Here is a 5,134-nt window from a genome sequence, read left to right as displayed (position 1 = left end):
GTGACGATCTGAAGCCCGGAGGTCTTGGTGCGGACCACATTGGCCAGGATCGACTTGCCCTGCATGTCGATGCCCGGCGCGCCGCCGCGGATCACCTCGATATGGTCGACCCGATTGGCCGGGATGCGGCGCAGGATCTCGTCGAGATTATCGGTCTTGGAGGCCGGCCGTGAGCCGTCGATCAGTACATTGCCCGCCGCGCCCTCGAAGCCGCGCACGCTGTCGCCGCTGTCGAGGGAGAAGCCGGGCAGGCGCGAGACCATGTCGGCGGCGGTGTTCGCGCCGGAAGCCGCGAAGAAACTGGCCGGATAGGTGCTGATCCCCTGGGTCGCCGCGACGGGCGCCGCGACCGGCAGCGCCGCCGCCTGTGGGGTCGCGGCCGCCAGGGCGGCGAACAGGCTCAGTACTGGCGTCATCGAAAAGCTCCCCCAAACACGAGGGGGAAGTGACCTGTCACACCGGGTTACGGCAAATTACAACGGTGAAATGTGCATTAAATCGCGGACATGTTTGCGCCGTTTAGATCGCCGATTGCGTCGCGGCGTCAGACACTGGTGCCGCCCACGGTCAGGCCGGTGATCTTCAGCGAGGGTTGGCCGACGCCCACGGGGACGCTCTGGCCGGACTTGCCGCAGACGCCCACGCCGGGATCGAAATCGAAGTCGTCGCCGATCATGGTCACCCGGGTCAGGGCCGAGGGCCCGTCGCCGATCAGGGTCGCGCCCTTGACCGGGGCGGTGATCTTGCCGTTCTCGATCAGATAGGCCTCGGTGCACTGGAACACGAACTTGCCATTGGTGATGTCCACCTGGCCGCCGCCGAAATTGGCGCAATAGAGCCCGCGCTGGGTCGCCTCGATCATCTCGGCGCGGGGCGTCGTCCCATTGTCCATGGCGGTGTTGGTCATGCGCGGCATCGGCATGTGGGCATAGGACTGGCGCCGGCCATTGCCGCCGGCCTTCATGCCCATCAGCCGGGCGCTCATCCGGTCGTGCATATAGCCGACCAATATGCCGTCCTCGATCAGAACGGTGCGCTCGGTGGGGGTGCCCTCGTCATCGACGGTGAGCGACCCGCGCCGGCCCATCAGGGAGCCGTCGTCGAACACGGTGACGCCCTTGGCCGCCACCCGCTCGCCGATCCGGCCGGAAAAGGCCGAGGTGCCCTTGCGGTTGAAGTCGCCTTCCAGCCCGTGGCCCACGGCCTCGTGCAGCAGCACGCCGTTCCAGCCCGGGCCCAGGACCACGTCCATCTCGCCGGCCGGGCAGGGCACGGCGTCCAGATTGACCAGGGCCTGGCGCAGGGCTTCCTCGGCCTGCTCCTGCCACTTCTCGGCGCCGATCCAGGCCTCGAAGCCGGCGCGGCCGCCGGCCCCGGTGTAGCCGTTCTCGCGGCGGCCATCCTTCTCGACGGTGATCTGGACATTGACCCGCGACAGGGGCCGCACATCGCGGATCAGCCGGCCGTCGGCGCGCAGGATCTCCACCGTGCGGCGCTCGCCGGCCAGGGAGGCCATGACCTGGACCACGCGGGGGTCGCGGGCCCGGCACCAGGCGTCGATCTCCTGCAGCAGGGCGACCTTGTCGGAGAAGTCGGGCGAGGCGGTGGGGTCTTCCTCGCCATAGAGCTTGGTGTTGGTGGCCCGGGGCGCGTCGGCCGCCTGGCCCTCATAGCCGCGCTTGGCCAGGGCGGCCGACTGGGCGGCGCGCTTGATCGAGGCCTCGGAGATCTCGCTGGAATGGGCGTAGCCGGCGGTCTCGCCCGCCACCACCCGCAGGCCGAAGCCTTCCGACGAATCATAGGCCGCCGATTTCAGGCGCCCGTCGTCGAACAGGAACGACTCGCTTTCAGAGCGCTCGGCGAACAGTTCCCCGTCATCGGCGCCGACCAGAGCCTCGCTCAGGATTTCGCGGGCCCGCTCCGGCGCGACGCCGCAGGAATCGAGGATCGAAGGCGTGGGGCTGTGGGCGTTCATGAACCGGTCCGGACGGGTTGGAAGGTCGAGATTCATAGAGATAGGGGCTGCGGGCCCCGGCGTCACCCCGCCTTGCCCTTGGCCGCCCGCCAAGGCGTCGCGCGGGCCTGACACAAACGCAGGTTTAGCGGCGCGGGCGCTGCGGGTGCGACAGATCGCGCGGGCGTGTCGGAATGATCCTCTCTTGTCGCCGCAACCGCCTTGGCAAGCCCCGGGGATGCGCGTATGCACGCCCGCTGAAGGGGCGGCCCATGTGCGTAAGGCATGGCCCGTTTCCGGAGACGTCGGCGGGGGCGATCGCCATCAGCGAGGCGCAGCCGGCCAAGCAGACCGAGGGGACATGAAGTCGAGGTTTCAAGGGATGCGGGCGTGGACGGCCGGGGCCGCCGCGGGCGCGATGACCGCGTTTTGGGGCGCCAGCGCCTTCGCCGCGGATTTGCTGGGTCAGCCCACGCCAGGCGCGATCGATATGCAGCCGGGCGTCACGCCCCTGCGTCATGACGCAATCTTTTTCCACAACGTTATCCTGCTGCCGATCATCACCGCGATCTGCCTGCTGGTGCTCGGCCTGATCCTGTGGATCGCCATCCGCTACAACAAGCGCGCCAATCCGGTGCCGGCGAAGTTCAGCCACAACACGGCCATCGAGATCATCTGGACCGTGGTGCCGGTGCTGATCCTGATGGGCATCTCGATCTTCTCGTTCCGGCTGCTGTTCGCCTATAACGACATGCCGCCGGCCTATATGACCATCAAGGCGACCGGCTATCAGTGGTACTGGGGCTTCGAATACCCCGACCAGAAGATCGGCGAGTTCGTCTCCAACATCCTTCCCGAGGACGAGGCCAAGGCCAAGCACGTGCCCTATCGCCTGGCGGCGACCGAGCCGCTGGTCGTGCCGGTCAACAAGGTGGTCCGGGTGCTGGTCACCGGCGCCGACGTGATCCACGCCTTCGCCGTCCCCTCCTTCGGCATCATCACCGACGCCGTGCCCGGTCGGGTCAACGAGACCTGGTTCAAGGTCGACCGCCCGGGGATCTATTACGGCCAGTGCCGCGAGCTGTGCGGCGTCGATCACGCCTTCATGCCGATCGAGGTCCACGCCGTCAGCCAGGCCGAGTTTGACGCCTGGGTAGCGACCAAGGGCGGTTCGCCGGTGGGCGCCAAGCCTGCCCCCGCCGCCGTGGCGCCCGCAGCCGAAGGCGCGGCCACGCCCGCTGCGGCGACGGTTCCTGCCGCTCCCGCCGCGCCGGCTCCGGCCGCCGCCGCGAAGCCTGTCTCCCTGCCTGCGCCCGCTGCGGCGCCGGCCGCGAAGTGATCTTAGGATAGCGACCGATGGCGTATTCTGCCGCTCACGACACCCACGACGACCACGACCACAAGCCGCCGTTCCTGGTGCGCTGGCTGTTCTCGACGAACCACAAGGACATCGGCACCCTCTACCTGATCTTCGCCATCATGGCGGGTCTGGTCGGTGGGGCGCTGTCGGGCCTGATCCGTTGGGAACTGGCTGAGCCGGGTATTCAGATCTTCCGGCCCGATTCGCCGATCCACCTGATGGGCTTGGTCGAGCAGACCAAGCACGGCTACAACGCCGTGGTCACCGCCCACGCCCTGATCATGATCTTCTTCATGGTCATGCCCGCCATGATCGGCGGGTTCGGCAACTGGTTCGTGCCGCTGATGATCGGCGCGCCGGACATGGCCTTCCCGCGGATGAACAACATCTCCTTCTGGCTGCTGGTCGCCGCCTGGGTGATGCTGTGCACCTCGCTGTTCGTCGACGGCGGCCCGGGTCGCGGCTTCGGCGGCGGCTGGACGGCCTATCCGCCGCTCTCCACCAGCGGGCATACGGGTCCGGCCATGGACTGCGCCATCCTGGCGCTCCACCTGGCGGGCGCCAGCTCGATCCTGGGGGCCATCAACTTCATCACCACCATCTTCAACATGCGCGCCCCGGGCATGACCCTGCACCGCATGCCGCTGTTCGTGTGGTCGATCCTGGTGACCGTGTTCCTGCTGCTGCTCTCGCTGCCCGTCCTGGCCGGCGCGATCACCATGCTGCTGACCGACCGTAACTTCCACACCCACTTCTTCGATCCCGCCGGCGGCGGCGATCCGGTCATGTACCAGCACTTGTTCTGGTTCTTCGGCCACCCGGAAGTCTACATCCTGATCCTGCCCGGCTTCGGCATCATCAGCCAGATCGTGTCGACCTTCTCGAAGAAGCCCGTGTTCGGCTATCTCGCCATGGCCTACGCCATGGTGGCCATCGGCTTCGTCGGCTTCGTCGTGTGGGCCCACCACATGTACACGGTCGGCATGAGCATCAATCTGCGCGCCTACTTCGTGGCCGCGACCATGGTCATCGCCGTGCCCACGGGCGTGAAGGTGTTCTCCTGGATCGCGACGATGTGGGGCGGGTCGATCGACTTCAAGACGCCCATGCTGTGGGCGATCGGCTTCATCTTCCTGTTCACCGTCGGCGGCGTGACCGGCGTGGTCCTGGCCAATGCCGGCATCGACTACAGCCTGCACGACACCTATTACGTCGTGGCCCACTTCCACTACGTGCTCAGCCTCGGCGCCGTGTTCGCGATCTTCGCGGGCTTCTACTACTGGTTCGAGAAGATCTGGGGCGTGAAGTACAACGAGTTCCTCGGCGCGACCCACTTCTGGATCACCTTCGTCGGCGTGAACCTGATCTTCTTCCCGCAGCACTTCCTCGGCCTGCAGGGCATGCCCCGCCGCTACGTCGACTATCCGGAAGCCTTCACCTACTGGAACCGGATTTCGTCCTACGGCTACCTGATCACCCTGGTCGGCGTCGGCGTCTTCCTGCTGATGCTGCTGGAATCCGCTATCCGCCGCCGCAAGGCCGAGGCCAATCCCTGGGGCGAAGGCGCCACCACGCTGGAATGGACCCTGCCGTCGCCGCCTCCGTTCCACCAGTTCAACGAACTGCCGGTCATCAAGGCCGACTCGCACTGAGCGAGGACTGAGCTTCTGGGCGCGGCGACCGGACAGGGTTCCGGCCGCCGCGCCCGACTTCTGTTTTGCCGATTGGCGTTTGTGACTTGAGATGACCGACATCACCGCGTCCGCCCCGATCACCGAACCTGCCGCGTCGAGCGTTCCGTCGCGCTGGAACGACTATCT

The 5,134-nt window shown here is 66.9% G+C and carries 4 protein-coding genes; 2 read left to right on the top strand and 2 right to left on the bottom strand.

Translation table 11 applies throughout. The features are described 5' to 3' along the window. On the bottom strand, positions 1 to 416 hold a 416-nt coding region (locus tag Q7P21_RS19220; RefSeq protein ID WP_304179724.1), incomplete at its 3' end, for a Plug domain-containing protein. A gap of 128 nt (positions 417 to 544) precedes the next feature. Next, positions 545 to 1,975 carry a metalloprotease TldD gene (tldD, locus tag Q7P21_RS19215; RefSeq protein WP_304179717.1) on the bottom strand — a complete coding sequence of 477 codons (1,431 nt, stop codon included), beginning with the start codon at positions 1,973 to 1,975 and terminating at the stop codon, positions 545 to 547. Positions 1,976 to 2,372: 397 nt separating this feature from the next. Here tldD and coxB point away from each other — a divergent pair, with 397 nt between their 5' ends. Both coxB and ctaD read left to right on the top strand, forming a co-directional pair. Beyond that, the gene (gene coxB / locus Q7P21_RS19210; protein ID WP_304171216.1) at positions 2,373 to 3,293 is read left to right on the top strand and encodes a cytochrome c oxidase subunit II; all 921 of its coding nucleotides are present in this window, start codon (positions 2,373 to 2,375) and stop codon (positions 3,291 to 3,293) included. A 17-nt stretch (positions 3,294 to 3,310) separates the two neighbouring features. Then, a complete protein-coding gene (gene ctaD, locus Q7P21_RS19205) occupies positions 3,311 to 4,966 on the top strand; it encodes a cytochrome c oxidase subunit I (protein WP_304179714.1) in 1,656 nt (551 codons plus the stop codon). Positions 4,967 to 5,134: the final 168 nt, after the last annotated feature.

The organism is Phenylobacterium aquaticum, assembly GCF_947378715.1.
Classification (GTDB): domain Bacteria; phylum Pseudomonadota; class Alphaproteobacteria; order Caulobacterales; family Caulobacteraceae; genus Phenylobacterium; species Phenylobacterium aquaticum_A.
Note: the sequence above shows the minus strand (reverse complement) of the source record. Positions and strands in the feature narration are given on the sequence as shown.